17 protein-coding genes are annotated in these 18328 nt (G+C 74.6%); 7 read left to right on the forward strand and 10 right to left on the reverse strand.

The genetic code is table 11. The features are described 5' to 3' along the window. Positions 1-75 precede the first annotated feature (75 nt). From J3P38_RS10180 to J3P38_RS10190, 3 genes are read left to right on the forward strand one after another with little or no spacing between them, the layout of a single operon-like run. Complete coding sequence (locus tag J3P38_RS10180) at positions 76-1257, forward strand: zinc-dependent alcohol dehydrogenase (protein WP_210503468.1); 1182 nt, start codon at positions 76-78, stop codon at positions 1255-1257. Beyond that, a complete protein-coding gene (locus J3P38_RS10185; RefSeq protein WP_210439645.1) occupies positions 1254-2210 on the forward strand; it encodes an iron-containing redox enzyme family protein in 957 nt (318 codons plus the stop codon). Before J3P38_RS10180 ends, J3P38_RS10185 begins: the two co-directional genes overlap by 4 nt. Then, positions 2207-2407, forward strand: a complete 201-nt coding sequence (locus J3P38_RS10190) for a CDGSH iron-sulfur domain-containing protein (protein WP_210439646.1) — start codon at positions 2207-2209, stop codon at positions 2405-2407. Before J3P38_RS10185 ends, J3P38_RS10190 begins: the two co-directional genes overlap by 4 nt. A gap of 15 nt (positions 2408-2422) precedes the next feature. On the opposite strand, the gene J3P38_RS10195 is transcribed toward J3P38_RS10190, so the two are convergent. From J3P38_RS10195 to J3P38_RS10225, 7 genes are read right to left on the reverse strand one after another with little or no spacing between them, the layout of a single operon-like run. Further along, the gene (locus J3P38_RS10195) at positions 2423-3040 is read right to left on the reverse strand and encodes a methyltransferase (protein WP_307807834.1); all 618 of its coding nucleotides are present in this window, start codon (positions 3038-3040) and stop codon (positions 2423-2425) included. Next, positions 3037-4698, reverse strand: coding sequence for a phytoene desaturase family protein (locus J3P38_RS10200; protein WP_307807835.1), 1662 nt, complete (start codon positions 4696-4698; stop codon positions 3037-3039). The genes J3P38_RS10195 and J3P38_RS10200 overlap by 4 nt, the downstream gene beginning before the upstream one ends. Continuing rightward, positions 4695-5132, reverse strand: coding sequence for an SRPBCC family protein (locus tag J3P38_RS10205; protein ID WP_210439647.1), 438 nt, complete (start codon positions 5130-5132; stop codon positions 4695-4697). Before J3P38_RS10205 ends, J3P38_RS10200 begins: the two co-directional genes overlap by 4 nt. Next, complete coding sequence (locus tag J3P38_RS10210; protein WP_210439648.1) at positions 5129-5986, reverse strand: glycosyltransferase family 2 protein; 858 nt, start codon at positions 5984-5986, stop codon at positions 5129-5131. Before J3P38_RS10210 ends, J3P38_RS10205 begins: the two co-directional genes overlap by 4 nt. Next, a complete protein-coding gene (locus J3P38_RS18375; RefSeq protein ID WP_210503470.1) occupies positions 5983-7014 on the reverse strand; it encodes a glycosyltransferase in 1032 nt (343 codons plus the stop codon). Before J3P38_RS18375 ends, J3P38_RS10210 begins: the two co-directional genes overlap by 4 nt. Beyond that, positions 7011-8078 (reverse strand): glycosyltransferase family 4 protein, encoded by a 1068-nt coding sequence (locus tag J3P38_RS10220; RefSeq protein WP_210439650.1) that lies wholly within the window; start codon positions 8076-8078, stop codon positions 7011-7013. The genes J3P38_RS18375 and J3P38_RS10220 overlap by 4 nt, the downstream gene beginning before the upstream one ends. Then, on the reverse strand, positions 8075-9220 hold the full coding sequence (locus tag J3P38_RS10225) for a glycosyltransferase (protein ID WP_307807836.1): 1146 nt from the start codon (positions 9218-9220) through the stop codon (positions 8075-8077). The genes J3P38_RS10220 and J3P38_RS10225 overlap by 4 nt, the downstream gene beginning before the upstream one ends. A gap of 161 nt (positions 9221-9381) precedes the next feature. Between J3P38_RS10225 and J3P38_RS10230 the strand changes: the two genes are divergently transcribed. The 3 genes from J3P38_RS10230 to J3P38_RS10240 all read left to right on the forward strand — a co-directional run bounded on the left by J3P38_RS10230 (position 9382) and on the right by J3P38_RS10240 (position 12144). Then, entirely contained in the window at positions 9382-10092 is a 711-nt protein-coding gene (locus J3P38_RS10230) for a GAF and ANTAR domain-containing protein (RefSeq protein ID WP_210503474.1), read from the forward strand. Between the two features lie 129 nt (positions 10093-10221). Continuing rightward, a complete protein-coding gene (locus J3P38_RS18380; protein ID WP_210439652.1) occupies positions 10222-11202 on the forward strand; it encodes a helix-turn-helix transcriptional regulator in 981 nt (326 codons plus the stop codon). A gap of 117 nt (positions 11203-11319) precedes the next feature. Then, a complete protein-coding gene (locus tag J3P38_RS10240) occupies positions 11320-12144 on the forward strand; it encodes a sigma-70 family RNA polymerase sigma factor (RefSeq protein WP_210439653.1) in 825 nt (274 codons plus the stop codon). Positions 12145-12194: 50 nt separating this feature from the next. Here the strand turns inward: J3P38_RS10240 and J3P38_RS10245 are convergent, their stop codons facing one another. The 3 genes from J3P38_RS10245 to J3P38_RS10255 are packed head-to-tail and all read right to left on the reverse strand — an operon-like array spanning position 12195 to position 16550. Beyond that, positions 12195-13631, reverse strand: coding sequence for an NAD(P)/FAD-dependent oxidoreductase (locus J3P38_RS10245; protein ID WP_307807837.1), 1437 nt, complete (start codon positions 13629-13631; stop codon positions 12195-12197). Further along, the gene (locus J3P38_RS10250) at positions 13628-14998 is read right to left on the reverse strand and encodes an aspartate aminotransferase family protein (RefSeq protein ID WP_210439654.1); all 1371 of its coding nucleotides are present in this window, start codon (positions 14996-14998) and stop codon (positions 13628-13630) included. Before J3P38_RS10250 ends, J3P38_RS10245 begins: the two co-directional genes overlap by 4 nt. Further along, a complete protein-coding gene (locus J3P38_RS10255; RefSeq protein ID WP_210439655.1) occupies positions 14991-16550 on the reverse strand; it encodes a CoA-acylating methylmalonate-semialdehyde dehydrogenase in 1560 nt (519 codons plus the stop codon). Before J3P38_RS10255 ends, J3P38_RS10250 begins: the two co-directional genes overlap by 8 nt. Positions 16551-16700: 150 nt before the next feature. On the opposite strand from J3P38_RS10255, the gene J3P38_RS10260 reads away from it, so the two are divergent. After that, the gene (locus J3P38_RS10260; protein ID WP_307807838.1) at positions 16701-18296 is read left to right on the forward strand and encodes a PucR family transcriptional regulator; all 1596 of its coding nucleotides are present in this window, start codon (positions 16701-16703) and stop codon (positions 18294-18296) included. Positions 18297-18328 lie beyond the last annotated feature (32 nt).

Raw genomic sequence — 18328 nt, forward strand, 5'->3', positions numbered from 1 at the left:
CCGGGGGCACTGGTCGTCGTTGACGCCCGCGGCTCCCGGCCGCACCCACGTCCAGACCGAGGAGGTCTCCGGTTCATGAAGGCAGTCACCTGGCAGGGCAAGCAGGACATGCAGGTGGTGGAGGTGCCCGACGCGAAGATCGAGGAGCGCACCGACGTCGTGGTCCAGGTGACCTCGACCGGTCTGTGCGGCTCCGACCTCCACCTCTACGACCCGCTGACCCCCTTCATGACGGCGGGCGACGTCGTGGGCCACGAGCCGATGGGCGTCGTGCGCGACGTCGGGTCGGCGGTGACCACCCTCAAGCCCGGTGACCGGGTCGTCGTCCCCTTCAACATCAGCTGCGGCACCTGCTGGATGTGCAGCCGCGGCCTGCACAGCCAGTGCGAGACCACCCAGAACCGCGACACCGGCACCGGTGCGAGCCTGTTCGGCTACAGCAAGCTCTACGGCCGGGTGCCCGGCGGGCAGGCCGAGCTCCTGCGCGTGCCGTTCGCCGACACGCTGCCGATCAAGGTGCCGGACGGCCCGCCGGACGACCGCTTCCTGTTCCTCTCCGACGTGCTGCCCACCGCGTGGCAGGCGGTCGAGTACGCCGACGTCGAGGACGGCGGCACGCTGCTCGTGGTGGGCGCCGGCCCGATCGGCGACATGGCGGCACGCATCGGGATGCACCGCGGGCTGCGGGTCATCGTGGTCGACTCGGTGCGCGAGCGGCTGGCCCGCGTGCACGGCCGCGGGGCCGAGACGATCGACCACACCCAGGTCGACGGGGTCGGCGACGCCGTCCGGGAGCTGACCGACGGCCGCGGCGCGGACGCCGTCATCGACGCGGTCGGCATGGAGGCGCACGGCTCCCCGGTCGCGGAGACCGCGCAGAAGGCGCTCGGGCTGCTGCCCAAGAAGGTGCAGGAGAAGGTGATGCTCAACGTCGGCTCCGACCGGCTCGCCGCGCTCCTCAGCGCCATCGACGCCGTGCGCCGGGGCGGCACGATCAGCATCTCGGGCGTGTACGGCGCGCCCACCGACCCGCTGCCGATGTTCGAGCTGTTCGACAAGCAGGTGCAGCTGCGGATGGGGCAGGCCAACGTGCGTCGCTGGAGCGACGACATCCTCGACCTGCTGCAGCAGGACGAGGACGTCCTGGGCGTGGAGTCGTTCGCCACGCACCACCTCCCGCTCGACGACGCGCCCGAGGCCTACCGCAAGTTCCGCGACAAGGAGGACGGCATGGTCAAGGTGGTGTTCAACCCGTGAGGCTGCCCAAGCCCCGCGGCGGCCTGAGCGAGTGGGTCGTCGCCCGGCTCGCCGACGCGGGTGCCGCCGGCGCCGCGCCCGCCGCCGACTCCCTCGAGGACGAGGCGCTCGCGCTGTGGACGCTCCACGAGCTGTCCTACCGCGGATTCGAGGACGCCGACGACCACGCCGAGTGGGACCCCGAGGTCCTGCACGTGCGCCACGGGCTGGAGGTGGCCCTGGAGGACCGGCTGCGGTCGCGCTGGGAGGCGGCACGGCCGGTTGCGGGCGACCTGCCCGACGACGTGCCCGCGGCGCTCGAGGCGCTCGTGGCCGCCGACGACGGGCCCTCGCTCGCCGACCACGTGCGGCGTCGCGCCGACCTCGACCAGGTGCTGGAGCTGCTGCGCCAGCGGTCGATCTACCACCTCAAGGAGTCGGACCCGTCGGCCTTCGTGGTGCCGCGGCTCCCGGTCCGCGCCAAGGCGGCGCTGATGGAGCTGCAGTACGACGAGTACGGCGACGGCGACCCCAACCGGCTCCACGCCCACCTGTTCGCCCGCGGCCTCGAGGCCGCCGGGCTGCGTCCCGAGTACGGCGCGTACATCGACGACGCCATCGCCGAGAACCTCGAGATGAACAACGCCGGCTCCCTGTTCGGGCTGCACCGCCGGCTGCGCGGCGCGGCGATGGGCCACCTGGCCGCGTTCGAGATGACCAGCTCGATCCCCTCGCGGAAGATGGCCCAGGGCCTCGACCGGCTGGGTCTCGACGGACCGATGGCCGCCTACTACGACGAGCACGTCGAGGCCGACGCCATCCACGAGCAGCTCGCCGCGCGCGACATCTGCGGCACCCTCGCCGAGGACGAGCCGGACCAGGCGATGGAGATCCTCTTCGGGGCGTGGACGTGCCTCGACGTCGAGGCCCGCTTCGCGACCGCGATGCTCGCCTCGTGGGGCGCGGACCGATGAGGGAGCGCGACTTCGACCACCCCGAGGTGGTGCTGTGCCCCGACGGGCCAATGCTGCTGCGCGGGGCGCGGTCGGTGCAGGACGCCGACGGCACCGTCCACCCGGTCCGGCGACCCGTCGTGGCGCTGTGCCGCTGCGAGAAGTCCAGCCGCCTGCCGTGGTGCGACGGGACGCACAAGGTCATCCCGAAGGGCTGAGACCGGCCGGGCCGCTCAGGCCCGGTCGATCCGCGCCAGCACGCCACGCACCTGCTGTCGTACCTCGACCACGGCGAGCCGGCCCTCGGTGAAGCACGGCTCGGACCGCAGCGCGTCGGTCTGCGCCCGGGTGCCGACCTGGAGGATCGCCGAGCCTCCGGGAGCCAGGTGGTCGTCGACCACGGCCAGGCAGGCGCGGGCCACGTCGAGGCCGTCGTCGCCGCCGTCGATGGCGGTGAGCGGGTCCGCGGGGTAGCGCCCGGTCTGCTCCCGCGGCACCCACGGCGGGTCGGCGATGACGACGGGGAACATCTCGCCGTCGGTCAGCGCCTCCTGCAGACGTGACTCCCGGACCTCGACCCGGTCGGCCAGGCCGTTGGCCACGGCGTTGGCCCGGGCGTAGTCGCAGGCGACGCCGTTGGCGTCGACGCACACCAGTCGGCGCCCGGTCGTCGCGACGGCGAGCAGGCCGATGTGGCCGGCGCCGGCGCACAGCTCGAGCACGGGACCGCCCGGTGCGGTGGCCATGAGGTCCGCGGCCCACTCCGACTGGGCCGCCGTCCACGCGCGCGGGCGCAGCACGCGGTCGTCGAAGGCGATGGTCAGCGAGCCGAACGCCATGTGCTCGGTCACGGGGTCTCCTGCGTCGTCGGGCCGGTCGTGGATCCGGAGGCTCGGCCCTTGGCGGCGCTGCGGCCCGGGCGCAGCCGGTCGGTGCGCTGCTGCCAGATCGCGGCGCGGGCGGCATTGGCCCCCGCGGCCCCGTGCACGCCGCCGCCGGGATGGGCCGACGCCGAGGCCAGGAACAGGCCCGGGAGGCCGGTCGCCGCGCGGCCGCGCATGGCCGGGACGGGCCGGAACACCAGCTCCTGGTGCAGCTGCGAGGTGCCGCCGTTGACGGCGCCGCCGATGAGGTTGGCGTCGCGCGCCTCGAGCTCGTGCGGGCCGAGGACCCGCCGGGCCAGCACGCGGTCGCCGAAGCCCGGAGCCACCGCCTCGATGCGGGCCTGCATCCGGTCGGCGAAGCGCTCGGCGTCGTCGTGGCCCCAGTCGCCGGTGACCTCGTCGCCGGCGTCGCGGCGGGTCATGCCGGGCTGCGGCACGTGCGTGTAGGCCCAGAACGACTCGGTGCCGGCCGGCGACCGGGTGGGGTCGCTGGCGGTCATCTGCCCGGTGAGCAGGAACGGCCGGTCCGGCACCACGCCGGAGGAGACCTGGGCGAGCGTCTGCGTCATCTCCTCCACCGAGTCCGCGACGTGCACCGTGCCGGGCGCGAGCTCGGGGCCGTTGGTCCACGGCACGGGTCCCGACAGCGCCCAGTCGACCTTCACCGTCCCCGGGTCCAGCTCGAAGTCGCGCATCCCGCGCACCAGGCGGGGAGGCAGGTGCTCCTCGGCGACGAGCCCGCCGAAGAGGTGCGCGGCGGAGACGTCGGCCAGCACCGCACGCGCGGCGTACGACCGCCCGTCGCGGGTGCGTACGCCAGCCGCGCGGCCGTCGCGCACGTCGACGTGCGTGACCTCCGCGTCGGTCACCAGCTCGCCGCCGAGCGAGGTGTAGCGCGCCACGAGCGCGTCCGTCAGGGACTGCGCGCCGCCGCGGGGCACGGGGAACCCGACCGTCTGGCCGAGCATCGTCATGAGCACGCCGAAGACGCCGGACCCCGGGGACGCGAGCGGGAAGTCGGCGTGGCCGGCGTTGCCCGCGAGCAGCAGCGCCGCGGCGGGCCCGGAGAAGAGCTCGCGACCCAGCGACGCGACGGGGGTCGCCAGGCGGCGGACGGTGTCCAAGCCGCCGGCGCGGGCGAGCGCGGGCAGCAGCCGCGCCCCGGCGCGCACCGGCGGGAACGGTGAGGTCAGGGCGTCGACCATCGAGGGCCCGATGCGGTCCCACGTGCGGCACAGGTCCAGCCACGCGTCACCGTCGCCGGGGCACAGCGCGTCGAGCCCGGCCGCCGTCGCCGCCCGGTCGCGGTGCAGCACCGCCCACTGCCCCTCGCCGAAGGGGTTGCCCAGCACGGCGGGGGCGTGGTCCCACACCAGGCCGTGGTCCTCCAGCCGCAGCGACGTGATCGCCCGCGAGGCCAGCGCCAGCGGGTAGAACGCGCTGAACGTGTCGTGCACGAAGTCCGGGTGCACCTCCCGGTCGCTGCGGACCGCGCCGCCGGGGGTCGGCTGGGCCTCCAGGACGACCACGTCCCACCCGGCGTCGGCGAGCAGGTTGGCGGCCACCAGTCCGTTGGGCCCGGCGCCGACCACGACGGCGTCGTACGACGCGGTCCCGGCGGTCACTTGACGCGGCCCTCCACCACGAAGGCCAGGCGCCGCAGCGTCTCGATGTTGCGCCAGTGCAGCTGCGCGTCGCGCAGCGGCTTGGGCACCAGCAGGCCCGGCCCGGCCGTCGCGTCCTCGGTGATCGTCACGACGGTGGTGTCGCCGTCGGGCTCGAGCGAGATGTCGACGTGCGCCTGACCGGCGGGCCAGCCGCGGGCGAGCAGCAGGATGCGCCTGCCCGGCTCGCTCTCGAGCACCTCGGTGTTGTCGTCGATCAGCAGCGGCCACGTGCCCACGCTGTGGTGCAGCTTCGCGCCCACGGCGGGCCAGGCCTCGTCGACGTCGCGCATCCGCGAGGCGCCGACGACGAACAGCGGGTAGAGCCAGCCGTCGGCGAGGACCTCCCACACCTGCTCCGGGGTGGCCTTCAGGGGTCGACTCGTCGTGCTCATGCAGTCCTCTCCTTCGCGTCCGGTGCCGGTCGTGCCCTCTCCCAGTGCCCACCTCGGCGGCGGACCAGTCCTCGACGCTCGAACTCCTCCAGCCACCCCCGCATCGGCCACTCCCCCCACCGGTCGTGGAAGAGCCTGCCGTTGCGGAGGATGTCGTCGAGGTGCTCGACGGGCGGGCTGCTCACCGGGTGGTGCTGGTGGTAGGCGCGGGCGGCGCCGACACAGCCGAGGGCGACGCCCCGCGACAGCGCCGCGCGGGCGAAGTCGGTGTCCTCACCGCCGTAGCCGGCGTAGTCCTCGCAGAAGCCGCCCGTCCGCGTCCAGGCCTCCCGGCCGACGGCGAAGGACAGCGACCAGAAGAGGTCGGGGTCCAGCGGCTCCACGAGCTGGCCGGGGACCGGTCGCGGCCGCGCCGGGTGCGGGTCGTCCCAGGCGTCGAGGGCCTCCGGGTCGTCGGGGTAGCCGTCGGCGGGAGGCGGGGGCAGGTAGGTCACCGGCCCCGACCAGATCGTCCGCGGCCGCGCGGTGACGACGTCGGCGTACGACGCCACCAGCCGCGAACCGGCGAGGCAGTCGACGTCGAGCAGGACGACGACGTCGGCGCCGCCGTCGAGCGCCGAGGCGACGCCGAGGTTCCGGGCGGCGGCGAGCGGGAGGGCGCCCTCACGCGTGCGCTCGATCCGCACCACGCGACGGGGCAGGGTCCCCTCCAGGTGGTCGGTGATGCCCGGGTCGTCCATGGCGACGGCGACGTAGTCGTCGGGCAGGGCGGTCCCCCGGGCCAGTGAGCGGTGCTGGGCCGCGAGGTGATGGTGCCGACCGTGGGCGATCGTGACGACGGCGACGCGGGTCACGACGCCGCCCCCGTCCCGGAGCGGCGGCGAGCCTCGAGCACCACCCGCGCGAACCGGTCGGCGGCCGCGCCGTCGCACCACTCGGCCCAGCGCGCCGGGTCGAGGGACGCCGCCCGGTCGAGGACCGGCGCCCAGTCGTCGGGCGCGGGCCAGGTGCCGCACACCACCGCGGGCCAGCCCCTCGCCAGGACGGCAGCGGTGGTCCGCTGCTCGTCGTGCGGGCGATGCTGCGGCACGACGACCGCGGGGCGGCGGGCCGCGGCCGTCTCGGCCAGGGCGTTCTGCCCGGCGTGGGTGACGACGACGTCGGACTCCGCGAGCACCGAGGCGGTGTCCGCCACCCAGGTCGACCGGTCCGCACCCAGCACGCGCCAGGTCCACCCCGGCGTGGCGGCGCAGGCGGCCTCCACGTCGGCGCGGTCGATGTCGTGCCCGCCGGTGCCGAGCAGCAGCGCGACCGTGCGGATCCCGGGACGGCGGTCGGTGCGGTCCCGGCGTACGGGATGGCGCGAGAGCGCCCCCACCGGCACGAGCTTCGCGCGCAGGTGGTCGGGCAGTCCGGGCGCCATGCCGTCGGCCGACTCGGGCCAGAAGCCCACGAGGACGTCGGCGACGCCCAGGCCGAGCAGGTGCGGCGGGTCGTCGCGGCGCCCGGGCAGCACCACGGCGACGACGGGGATGCCGTGCAGCCGCGCCAGCAGCGCCACCTCGACCGACACGTCGACCACGACGAGGTCCGGCCGGGCGGCCTCGATCCAGGCCGACACCGCGGCCGTCCGCGAGCGCAGCCCGTCGTGCTGCCGGGGCACCCAGTGCAGGTGGCCGCCCGCCGAGACGTCGGCCGCGGTGCCGCCGTCGTCGCGGGCGAGTCGCACCCAGTCGCCGGCCCAGCCGTCGGGCCGGGGAAGCGAGGAGAGACCGGTGACGCGGATCCCCTCGCGCTCCAGGCGCGCGGCCAGCACCTGTGCCCGGTGCCGGTGCCCGCTGCCGACGTGGTGGACGTAGTAGCCGACCACCGGCGCGGTCACGCCGCGTCCGCCTGCCCGGCGAGCTCGGTGTAGAGGTCGAGGTAGCGCTCCACCATCACGTCGGCGCTGCACGTGGCCTCGGCGTGCGCGCGCACCTCCCGGCGGTCGAGCAGGGCGGCGGAGCGCACCGCCTCGGCGAGCGCGTCCACGTCGCCGGGAGGCGCCAGCACGCCGGCCTGCGGCGCCACGACCTGGCTGAGCCCGCCACGGGCGAACGTGGCGACCGGGGTGCCGCTCGCCATCGCCTCGGCGGCCACCAGCCCGTAGGGCTCGTCCCACATGGGGGTCACGACGGCGACCGACGCCGCCCGGAGCAGGTCGGAGAGGTCGCGGCCCGTCAGGTGCCCGACCCACCGGGCGTCCGGCCCGAGCCGCGGCACGACCTCGCGCTCGAAGTAGCGCCGGTCCTGCACCGGCCCGGCGAGGAGCAGCGGCACGCCGGCGCGACGGCAGGCGTCGATGGCGAGGTGCGGCGCCTTCTCCGGGACCAGCCGTCCCGACCAGACCGCCGGCCCGCCCCCGTTGCCCGGGGGCCAGGCCGTGAGGTCGAGGCCGTTGAGCACGACCGCGCTGTCCACCGCGTGGCGCCACGAGGTCGCGGTCCAGTCGCTCACGGCGGCGAAGCGGGGCGGGCGGGGGCACAGGGCGAGCGCGGACTCGAGCATGGGCAGCGGCGGCGTGTGCAGCGTGGTGAGCATCGGCACGTCGAGGGCCGGGGACATCGCGATGGGGAGGTGGTGGAGGCTGTTGTTGTGCACGACGTCGTAGTCGTCGGCGCCGGTGCGCGCGAGGTCGAGCATCAGGGCGAGGTACGCGTGGTGCTCGGCCAGCCAGTCCGCGCCCGGGGCGAACTTGTCCGCCATCGCCGTGTCGCTGACCTCCACCTCCGAGAGCGGCAGGAACCGCACCGGGAGCGCGCTGTCGGAGCCGGCACCGGCGAAGAGGGTGACCTCGTGGCCCCGCTCCGCCAGCCCGCGCGCGATGGTGTGCGTCATCGACTCCAGCCCGCCCGCGAAGGGCTCTTTGATGGGGAATCGGCTGGAGGCGATGAGGCAGATCCTCACCGCGCGCCCTCCACCAGCGCCTCGTACAGGCGGGCGTGGGCGGCTGCGACGGCTGCGCGTTCTCGGCGCCGCTCGTCGACGGTGGGGGTGGGGGCGACCCGTCCGTCGTAGGCGGCGCGGACGGCCGCGGCCAGCCCGGCGGCGTCGAAGTGCTGCTCGTCGTGGCCGTAGGTCAGCACCGGAGCCTGGTCGGCGAAGTAGCCGCAGGTCGGGGCCACGACGGCGGTGCCGAGGTCGCGGCAGGCCTCGAGCCAGCCGCTGTGCGTGCCGAACCGGTAGGGCAGGACCGACACGTCGAGCGAGGCCAGGTAGTCCCAGAGGGCGTCGTCGTCGAAGTAGTCGTGGACCCGGAGGTCGACCTCGCCCCGGGCGGCGTGCGCGCGGAGGGCCTCCGCGAGCGCGGCGTCGTACCTCGCGCCACCGGGCTCGAGCACGTCGCGATGGCCGTTGACCTGGAGCACCGCGCCCGGCAGCTCGCGCACCGTCTCCACGAGCACGGGGACGACGACGTGCGGGTGCATGCCCGCGCGCAGGCTCTTGACGTGCACGCCGAGGCGGAACTCGCGCGAGCGGGGCCCCCGGCGGCGGACGTCACGCATGGCCGCCGCCCGGCGCATGACGTCCAGCGGGACGACATGGGGGTGCGGGAGCACGAGCGCCTCGCGGCCCCACCGGTCGCGGATCTCGTCGGCAGCACCGCGGGTGAGGGTGACCAGCGCGTCCGCGGCCGGGACGAGGACGTCGAGCTGCCGGTCGTGGGTCTCGCGCTCGACGTGGTGCGGGTTGCGCAGGTCGTGCACCGTGAGCACCAGCGGCTTGCGCCGCCGGCGCAGCACGGCGACGAGGTCCTCGAGGTCCGCGACGCTGCGGGAGTCGAAGCCGAAGTGCACGTGGAAGACGTCGAAGTCGTGGGCGTCGGCCCAGGCGGCGTCCAGCATCACCGGCGGCCACCACCGCTGCGTCTCCGCCGCCCCCTCCGGGACGGGGTCCGGCAGTCGCACCGGCCCGGAACCGTCCTCGGGCGCGATGTGGCGCACGTAGACGTGGTTGGCAGGCACCGAGGCGATGACCAGCATCGAGGCCCGCGAGCGGGGCAGCGGCAACACCGGCGGTGCACTCGCGGTCAGGTCAGAGATGGGCACGGTGCGAAGTACCCCGGAGCAACGATTCGCATGCGTCCACGGCGCAGGTGCTTCCGCAGGGTGGTTCGCGGGGTGGTCCGTGTCGGGGCGGGCGGGCGGCACGGTAACGTGTGCGCGACTCAAGAACACGGGTCGGAGATTGCTGTCCTCGAGGATCTGCATTGTCGTCCCACGACTCCTTGGCCGTGTTCGCGGCACTCGCTGCCGAGCTGCAGCAGGAGCCCGACGAGGTCCTGACCTCGCGCGCCATCGTCACGCGCATGCGTGAGTTCGTTCCCGAGGCCGACGAGGTCAGCCTCACCATCCGGACCGCCCGCGGCCACACCACGCTGGCGAGCAGCGGCTCCCTGGCGGAGGAGGCCGACTCCTTCCAGTACGAGCTGGGGGAGGGCCCGTGCGTCGAGATCTCCGACTCGGGCGGTTGGTTGCGCAGCGGTGACGTCGGCACCGACGCGCGCTACCCGCGGTGGGGCCCGAAGGCGGCGGAGCTCGGCGTCGGCTCGCTGCTCGCCGTGGCGGTGGCGGACGCCGACGTCCCCCTCGGCTCACTCAACGTCTACAGCAGCCACGCCGGCGCGTTCGCCGACCGCGACGTGGTCGACCTCGCGCTCGTCTACGCCGTGCACGCCACCACGGCGCTGTCCTCGGCGCGCCGGACGACCACGCTGCAGACCGCCATCAGCTCGCGCCACGTGATCGGCATGGCGCAGGGCATCGCGATGGAGCGCTACGGCATCGACCAGCACCAGAGCTTCGAGCTGCTGCGGCGGCTGTCGTCGACCACCAACGTCAAGCTCCGCGACGTCGCCGCGCAGATCGTCGAGACCCGGGCCATCCCCCAGAACCGCACCGACGAGCAGGCCGACGACTGAACCCCCGCCGACGCAACGACCTCGCCGCACGCCCCAGCACCTCCTCAGGGGTGGGATCGGCCGGGGTGGGCTACTGTGGACACGGCTCCAAACACAGGGCCGTCCCTGCGACACCACGAGGTGTGTCCTGTGCAGCAGCTCGGTGCTCGGCGCGCTCCGCCGGACGACGGCTTCGACTTCGAAGGCGCCGGCGAGGAGGCACGCCACTGGCTGGACCAGGCCTACGGCACGTCGTTGAACCTCGGCGGCCGGATGGGCACGGTGAGCCACCGGCGGATCGACCGCCACGGTGTCGCCTTCGACCACCTCAGGATCGGCTCGTCGGTCACCTTCGACGCCGACGCGATGCCGGTCCTCGTGGTGGTCGACGTCCTCCGCGGGGAGATCGAGTACACCCACGGCGCGACGACCGACCGCGGCCGAGCCGGCGACACCGTCCTGGCCGCGGGGTGGGACCAGCCCTTCGCGGGTAGCGGCAACGGCTACGACGTCCGCAACACCAGCATCACCGCCGACGTCCTGACCGCGGCGATCCATGACGTGGACCCCGAGATGTCGCGACACGACCTCACCTTCGAGCGCTTCGTCCCGCGCTCGCAGGTCGCCGCTGCCCAGTGGCGCGCGACCGTGGACGAGCTCAGCGCCTGGTTCCCCGACAGCGCCGACCCGGTCGCCTACGGCGAGGCGTCGCGGCTGCTCGGCCACACCCTCCTGCACACCTTCGACAACAACGTCGTGGGCGACGCGGCGGCGCGCGAGAGCGCCCGCGACAGGCGCGACGCGACGCAGTCCACCGTGCGCCGGGCCCAGGAGGTGATCGCGGCGCGCGCCCACGAGGACCTCTCCCTCGCCGACATCGCGCGGGAGTGCCGCGTCACCCCGCGCGCCCTGCAGTACGCCTTCCGCCGCCACCTCGGCTGCACGCCGCTGGCCTACGTCAAGCAGGTCCGCCTCGACCTGGTCCACCAGGCGCTGTGCGACGGGACCGCGCTCACGGTGAGCGATGCCGCGAGCCGCTACGGCTTCTTCAACCCGGGCCGTTTCGCCTCCGACTACCGGCGCGTCTTCGGGGAGAACCCTCGACAGACGCTCGCAAGACTCCTATCCTGACAGGTGTTTTCGCTTTCCGGCTGTTGTGCAGTCGGTGAGCATGGCACCTTGGACGTACGTTCTGGCTGGAGACCACGGCACAGAGCCACCGACTAAGGAAGCGAGCACGTGGTCCCCATGTCGATCGCACCTGAGTTCCCCCGCACCACCCTGTCCACCGCGCCCGTCCCGCCCCTGGAGGGCAAGGAACGAGCACGTCGCACCGACGACATCGTGTGCGACCTCCGCGAGGCCCGCCGGGAGGTCGACTCCCAGGAGCTGGTCCGCCGGCTGATCGAGACCAACGCGGCAGTGGCTCGGACGATGGCCTCCCGCTACCGCAACCGAGGCATCGACCTCGACGACCTCGAGCAGGTCGCGCTGCTCGGGCTCACCAAGGCCGCTCAGAGGTTCGACCCCGAGGCCGGCCACGACTTCCTGTCCTTCGCCGTGCCGACCGTGCGCGGCGAGCTCCGCCGCCACTTCCGCGACTCCGGCTGGATGATCCGCCCGCCTCGCCGCGTGCAGGACATGCAGGCCCGGATCGCGGCGGCGCAGGAGGAGCTCGAGCCCCGGCTCGGTCGCTCGGCGCGGCCCTCCGAGGTCGCCGAGCATCTCGGCGAGGACCTCGCCGACGTCGTCGAGGCGCTCGCCGCGGACGGCTGCTTCACCCCCACCTCGCTCGACGCGACGGTCGCCGACGGCACCTCCACGCTGGGCGACCTGCTCGGCCAGGAGGACCGCGCCCAGGCGCGCGTCGAGGCCAGGGTCATGATCGAGCCGCTGCTGCGGCACCTGTCCCCGCGCGACCGCACGATCGTGCGGCTCCGCTTCTACGAGGAGCGGACGCAGCAGGAGATCGCCGAGGCCGTCGGCCTCACCCAGGCCCAGGTGTCGCGGGTGCTGACGCGCATCCTCGCCTCGCTCCGCGCCGACCTGTCCGAGCCGAACCCGGCTGCCTGACCACCGGCCCGTCGGGTGCGCGACGCGACGCCGTCGCGCACCCGGGCGGGTCAGGAGTCGAAGCCGAGCCCGGCCCGGTCCAGGGCGCGCAGGAACGCATTGCGCCGCCCCTCCCGGTGGTCGGCGCGGTCGAGCGACCACCGCGTCAGGTTGATGCCCGCCGACGCCAGCGGCTCCGGCGGGAAGGGCAGCGGCCGGTCGTCGACCATCCGCAGCTGGGTGCGCCGCGTGGGCTCGCCGGCCAGCAGGTCGAGCAGCACCTCGGCGGCGAAACGAGTGGCTCCCACGCCGAGGCCCGTGAAGCCCGCCGCGTGCGCGACCCGGCCGCCGTGCGTGAGGCCGTAGAACGCGGCGAACTGCGTGGAGGTGTCGATCGCGCCTGCCCACCGGTGGGTGAACCGGACGCCCTCGAGCTGCGGGAAGGTCGCCAGGAAGTGTGCGGCCAGGCGGGCGTGGCTCTGCGGACGGTCCTCGTGACGCACGTGCAGCCGCCCCCCGGCCGGGTAGACGGCGTCGTAGCCGCCCCACAGGATCCGGTCGTCCCTGGTCAGGCGCGAGTAGTGGAACTGGTTGGCGAGGTCACCGAGTCCCTGGCGGCCGGCCCAGCCCACCGAGGCCAGCTGCTCCGCCGACAGCGGCTCGGTCATCAGCACGTAGTCGTAGACAGGGACCGTCATCAGCCGGTTGCGTCGCACCAGCGACGAGAACACGCTCGTCGCGAGCACGACGTGGTCGGTGGTCACCCTCGCGCGGTCGGTGGACACCTCCACGACCGTGCCTGACCGCCGGATGCCGGTGACGGCGGAGTGCTCGTGGACCTCCACGCCGAGCTCGCTGGCGGCCCGCGCCAGCTCGAGGGCCAGCCGGGCGGGGTGCACGAGCGCGGTCGTGTCCGGCTCGAGGGCACCGCCGAGGAAGAGCGGGCTGTCGACCTCCGCCCGCACCTGCGCGGCGTCCAGCACGGACGTCGAGCCCTCGAGCCAGGCCAGCTGGTGCTCCTCCACCGCCACCGACAGCGCTCCGGTGCGCTCCCACTCGCACGCGAGGCCGAGGTCGCGCACGTCGGCCTCGAAGGCATCGAGGTTCTCGGCGCCGAGCCGCTCGAGGACGTCGTGCTCCTCGGGCCAGCGCGCGCGCCCGTTGTCCGCGCCGTGGGTCAGCGAGGCCTCGCAGAACCCGCCGTTGCGCCCCGAGGCGGCCCAGCCGACCGTCTGGGCCTCCAGCAGCACGACGCGCCGGCCGGGGTCGCGCCGCTTCGCGTGCACCGCCGACCAGAGGCCGAGGTAGCCGCCGCCGACGACGGTGAGGTCGGCGTGCGTCGGCGCGGTGAGCGCGGGGTACGCCGGCCCGGGGCCGGCGTCCTGGAGCCAGAAGACGCCGAGCTCGCTGTCCACCAGCGCCTCGGCGACGAGCCGCGGGTCGGGCGCGTGCCGTTCGTACGCCGTCAGGTGGCGACGCGTGCCGGCGGACGGTGCCCGGGACCTCACCCGGCCGCCGCGCCGAGCGCCGCGTCGAGGATCGCCAGTCCGTCGCGGGCCTCCTCGTCGGTGATGGTCAGCGGCGGCACGACGTGGATGCGGTTGTGGTTGCTGAAGGGCAGCATCCCGCGCTCGCGGCAGCCCGTCACCACGGCGCTCATCTCCGGGCTGGCGCCCCCGTAGGGCGCGAGCGGCGTCCGGCTCTCGCGGTCGGCCACCAGCTCCACGGCCCAGAAGGCGCCGGTGCCGCGCACCTCGCCGACCCACGCGTGCTTCTCCGCCAGCGTCCGCAGCCCCGGGCCGAGCACGTGCTCGCCGAGCCGCTCGGCGCGCGCCACGAGGTCGTCGTCCTCCATCGTCCGGATGGTCGCGACGGCGGCCGCGCAGGCCAGCGGGTGGCCGGAGTAGGTGAGGCCCCCCGGATAGGCGCGGTGGGCGAAGGTGGCGTGGACCGCGTCGCTGATGGCCACGCCGCCCAGCGGCACGTAGCCGGAGTTGACCCCCTTGGCGAACGTCAGCAGGTCGGGGACGACGGCCCCGGCGTGCTCGACGGCGAACCACCGACCGGACCGGCCGAAGCCCGACATGACCTCGTCGGCGATGAGCACGATGCCGTGACGGTCGCAGATCTCCCGGACCCCCGCGAGGTAGCCCGGCGGGGGCACCATGATGCCGGCGGTGCCGGGTATCGCCTCGAGGACGATCGCGGCGATGGTGGAGGGTCCCTCCAGGCCGACGACCTGCTCGAGGTGCTCGAGCGCCCGCTCGCACTCCTCGGCCTCGGTGGTCGCGTGGAAGGCGCTGCGGTAGAGGAACGGCCCGAAGAAGTGGACGGTGCCGGCCGAGGCGTGGTCGCTGGCCCAGCGGCGAGGGTCGCCGGTCATGTTGACCGCGAGGTGGGTGCCACCGTGGTAGCTGCGGTAGGTGGTGAGCACCTTGTGCCGGCCGGTGTGCAGGCGCGCCATGCGGACGGCGTGCTCGTTGGCGTCGGCGCCACCGTTGGTGAAGAAGACGTGGTCGAGGTCGCCCGGCGTGTGCGAGGCGATCAGCCGGGCCGCCTCGGAGCGGGCGCCGTTGGCGAAGGCGGGCGCGATGGTGCACAGGGTCTCGGCCTGCTCCTTGATGGCGGCGACGACGCGCGGGTGCTGGTGGCCGAGGTTGGTGAAGACGAGCTGGGAGCTGAAGTCGAGGTAGCGGTGGCCGGTGCCGTCCCAGACGTGGCTGCCCTCGGCGCGCGTGATCACCATCGGGCTGATCTCCGCCTGCGCCGACCAGGAGTGGAAGACGTGGGCCCGGTCGAGCTCGTGGGTCCGGGCGGCGTCGTACGTCGGCGCGAGGTCCGCGGTGCGGGTGGCCGGCTCCAGGACGTCAGTCATTGCGCGGGAACCCCAGCTCGAGGCCGCCCTCGGGGCGGTTGGCCGGGTCGATCCACCGGGTGGTGACGACCTTGCCGCGGGTGAAGAAGTGGACGCCCTCCGTGCCGTGGGCGTGGGTGTCGCCGAGGAGCGAGCGCTTCCACCCGCCGAACGAGTAGTAGGCGACCGGCACCGGGACCGGCACGTTGACGCCGATCATCCCGACGGTGACGTCGGCCTCGAAGCGACGGGCCGCCCCGCCGTCGTTGGTGAACACCGCCGTGCCGTTGCCGTACTCGTTGGCGTTGACCAGCGCCACGGCCTCGTCGTAGGAGCCGACCCGGACGACGGACAGGACGGGTCCGAAGATCTCCTCCCGGTAGACGTCCATGTCCGGGGTGACCTCGTCGAACAGGGTGGGGCCCAGCCAGAACCCGTCCCGGCCGCCGCGCGCGGCCACGTCGCGGCCGTCGACGACCACCTTGGCGCCGGCCGCCTCGCCGGAGTCGATGAACGAGCTGACCCGGTCGCGGTGCGCCCTGGTGACCAGCGGGCCCATGTCGGCCTCGCGGGCGCCGTCGCCGGCCGCTCGGGTGGCGTCGGCGCCACCGTCGCCCACGAGCAGCGTCCGGGTCCTGTCGGCGACCCGCGCGACGAGCTCGTCCCCGATCGGGTCGACCGCCACGAGCACGCTGATCGCCATGCAGCGCTCGCCGGCGCTGCCGTAGCCGGCGTTGACGGCAGCGTCCGCGGCGAGGTCGAGGTCGGCGTCGGGGAGCACGACCATGTGGTTCTTCGCCCCGCCGAGGGCCTGCACGCGCTTGCCGTGCCGGCTCGCGGTCTCGTAGACGTACTCGGCGACGGGAGTCGACCCGACGAAGCTGATCGCCTGCACGTCGGGGCTGGTGAGCAGCGCGTCGACGGCGCTCTTGTCGCCGTGCAGGACGTTGAAGACCCCGTCGGGCAGGCCCGCCTCCTGCCAGAGGGCGGCGAGCCAGGTGGCGGCGCTCGGGTCCTTCTCGCTGGGCTTGAGCACGACGGTGTTGCCGGCCGCGATCGCGATGGGGAAGAACCACATCGGGACCATCGCCGGGAAGTTGAACGGGCTGATGATGCCGACCACGCCGAGCGGCACCCGCTTGCTGTGCACGTCGACCCCGGTCGAGGCCTCCTCGCTGTGCCCGCCCTTGAGCAGGTGGGAGATGCCGCAGGCGAACTCCACGACCTCCAGCCCGCGGGCGATCTCGCCCAGCGCATCGGAGTGCACCTTGCCGTGCTCCGCGCTGATGATGGCGGCGAGCTCCTCCTTGCGGCGGTTGAGCAGCTCGCGGAAGGCGAACAGCACCTGGGTGCGCCGGGCGAGCGACGTGGTGCCCCACGCCCGCGCGGCGCGGGAGGCGGCGGCGATGACCTCGGCCGCGTCGGCCTCGCTGGCGAGGGCGACGCGGCGGGTCACCCGGCCGGTGGCGGGGTTGGTCACGTCCGCCCAGCCGGCGGGGCTGCCGGTCAGCGCCGCTCCGTCGGCCCAGTGGACGATCTCGGTGGGGGTGTCGTTCGGCGCGCCGTCGGTCATGCGCACATCCTGCGCCGCCGCCGGCACCCCCGACGGGTGTCGGATCGTAGGCTTTGGGCGTCCCGCGTGGACATTCCGTCGGCATCGCCGGGCGTAGGCTGCTCGCGTGCTCCCGGGTGTGGGCGAGGTGAGGTCGACATGATGGCCGGCGTGACGCTGCGCGAGGCGCTGACCCTGCCCGAGCTCCGCCGGGCGGCGCCCGAGCTGGTCGCCGGGGCGGCCGGCGCCGACCGTCCGATCCGGTGGGTGCACGCGACCGAGCGGCTCGACGTCGGCCGGCTGCTGCGAGCCGGCGACCTGCTGCTCACGATGGGCACCGGCCTCCCGCCCGACGACGACGTGGCGGGCCTGTCGGCGTTCGTCGACGAGCTCGCCGACGTCGGGAGCGCCGGGATGGTCGTCGAGCTCGGCCGCAGGTGGGACTCGGCCCTCCCCGACGCACTCGTCGACGCCTGCGAGCGGCACCGGCTGCCCCTGGTCGCGCTGCACCGCGAGACCCGGTTCGCCGCGCTGGCGCAGGAGATCGGCGAGCGGGTGGTCGACCAACAGCTCACCGAGCTCCGCGAGGCCCAGCGGGTGCACGAGACGTTCACCGAGCTGAGCTTCGCGCAGGCGGGCCCGGTCGAGATCCTGCAGGCGGTGCAGCAGCTGGCCGACGGCCCGGTGGTCGTCGAGAACGCCCACCACCGGCCGCTGGACTACTTCGCCGGCCCCGGCGACGCCGGAGGGTTCCTCGACGGATGGCCGGCGCGCTCGCGCCGGGTGGCGGTGGCGGGCCGCACCGGCTGGGACGCCGCCAACGGGTGGCTGGTCACCCGGCTCGGCAGCGCCGACCAGGCCTGGGGCCGCCTCGTGATCGGCTCGCCGGACGGCCCCTCGCAGCGCCTGGCCGCCGTCGCCGAGCGCGCCGCCGCAGCCCTGGCGCTGCACCGCCTGCACGACCGCGACCGCGGCACGCTGATGCGGCGCACGCACCTGGAGCTGCTCACCGCGCTGACCGACGACCCGGACTCCGAGGACGTGCAGCGCCGCTGCGAGCTCGCAGGCTTCGCGGTACGACGGCGGGGCTTCGTCGGCGTCGTCGTCCGTCCGCGCATCGGCGGCTCCGCGCCCGCCGACCTCGACGACGTGGCGGCCACGGTGGTGCGCGCCGCCCACGGGCTCCGCGTGCCGGCGCTGGTCTGCGAGGTCGAGCGCGACCTGCGGGTGCTGCTCTCGGTGCCGGCGACGAGCGGGGCCGATGACCTCGTCGACCGCCTGGCGGCTCGCGTGGTGCCGCACCACGACGTCCTCGTCGCCGCGGGGCGTCCCGTGCCCCGGCGTGCGGGCGTCGGGCTCACGCTCGCCGAGGCGGGCCAGGTCGCCGACGCCGCTCCCCAGTCGCCCCGCGACGAGGGCGCCGGTGTGCACCGCCTGGCCGACCTCCACCTGCGCGGCCTGCTGGCGCTCCTCGGCGAGGACGAGCGGGTGCGCCTGTTCGTCGAGCGCGAGCTCGGGGCGCTGCAGCAGCACGACCGGGCCGACCGGGCGCGCACCGAGCTCGTCGCGGCGCTGCGGGCGCTGCTGCTGCACCCCACCAGCAAGACCGAGGCCGCCGCGAGCCTGCACCTGTCGCGGGCCGCCTTCTACGACCGGCTGGCCCGCATCGAGTCGGTCCTGGGCGTCGACCTCGACGACCCCGACGTCCGGGTCTCGCTCCACGTCGCGCTCGTGGCGGACGAGCTGTTCGCCGGGCCGCCGAAGTGACGACACATCGTCGGGGCACGGGACGCGCTGCG

Source organism: Nocardioides xinjiangensis (assembly GCF_017916455.1).
Taxonomy (GTDB): Bacteria; Actinomycetota; Actinomycetes; order Propionibacteriales; family Nocardioidaceae; genus Nocardioides; species Nocardioides xinjiangensis.

Coding starts and splice junctions, on each gene's coding strand:
- J3P38_RS10255 (WP_210439655.1), bottom strand. CDS start 16,550: ATGACCGACGGCGCGCCGAACGACACCCCCACCGAGATCGTCCACTGG.
- J3P38_RS10240 (WP_210439653.1), top strand. CDS start 11,320: ATGTCGATCGCACCTGAGTTCCCCCGCACCACCCTGTCCACCGCGCCC.
- J3P38_RS10190 (WP_210439646.1), top strand. CDS start 2,207: ATGAGGGAGCGCGACTTCGACCACCCCGAGGTGGTGCTGTGCCCCGAC.
- J3P38_RS10250 (WP_210439654.1), bottom strand. CDS start 14,998: ATGACTGACGTCCTGGAGCCGGCCACCCGCACCGCGGACCTCGCGCCG.
- J3P38_RS10180 (WP_210503468.1), top strand. CDS start 76: ATGAAGGCAGTCACCTGGCAGGGCAAGCAGGACATGCAGGTGGTGGAG.
- J3P38_RS10205 (WP_210439647.1), bottom strand. CDS start 5,132: ATGAGCACGACGAGTCGACCCCTGAAGGCCACCCCGGAGCAGGTGTGG.